This window comes from Xenorhabdus entomophaga, assembly GCF_037996725.1.
Taxonomy (GTDB): Bacteria; Pseudomonadota; Gammaproteobacteria; order Enterobacterales; family Enterobacteriaceae; genus Xenorhabdus; species Xenorhabdus khoisanae.
The window spans coordinates 1-223 of record NZ_JBBMXH010000500.1 but is presented as its reverse complement, the minus strand read 5'-3'; the positions used below and the strand labels follow the sequence as shown (position 1 = coordinate 223).

Below are 223 nucleotides of genomic sequence, written 5' to 3'. Positions count from 1 at the left end.
TACGTCCAAATCCCTTTATCTGTTGAAAATCCTAAGAATTCACCAATCACTTCCATCGTGATGACTTCCGCATCACTCAATTTAGGTGGGAGCCCTCGGCTTCTGAATCGCGTACCTTGCTGTAGCTGCATTAAATTGTCATCTACCCAACAAAACACCCAAATGATAAAATCTTGCTGTGACATAGCCTTTTGTTCCTTTATTTCTCTATTTTTGACGACTT

Annotated in this window: 1 pseudogene; it reads right to left on the bottom strand. The window is 40.4% G+C overall.

Annotated features, from left to right (window positions below):
• A pseudogene (locus AAC854_RS23815) lies at positions 1–185 on the bottom strand (IS982 family transposase); the annotation flags it as partial.
• Positions 186–223 lie beyond the last annotated feature (38 nt).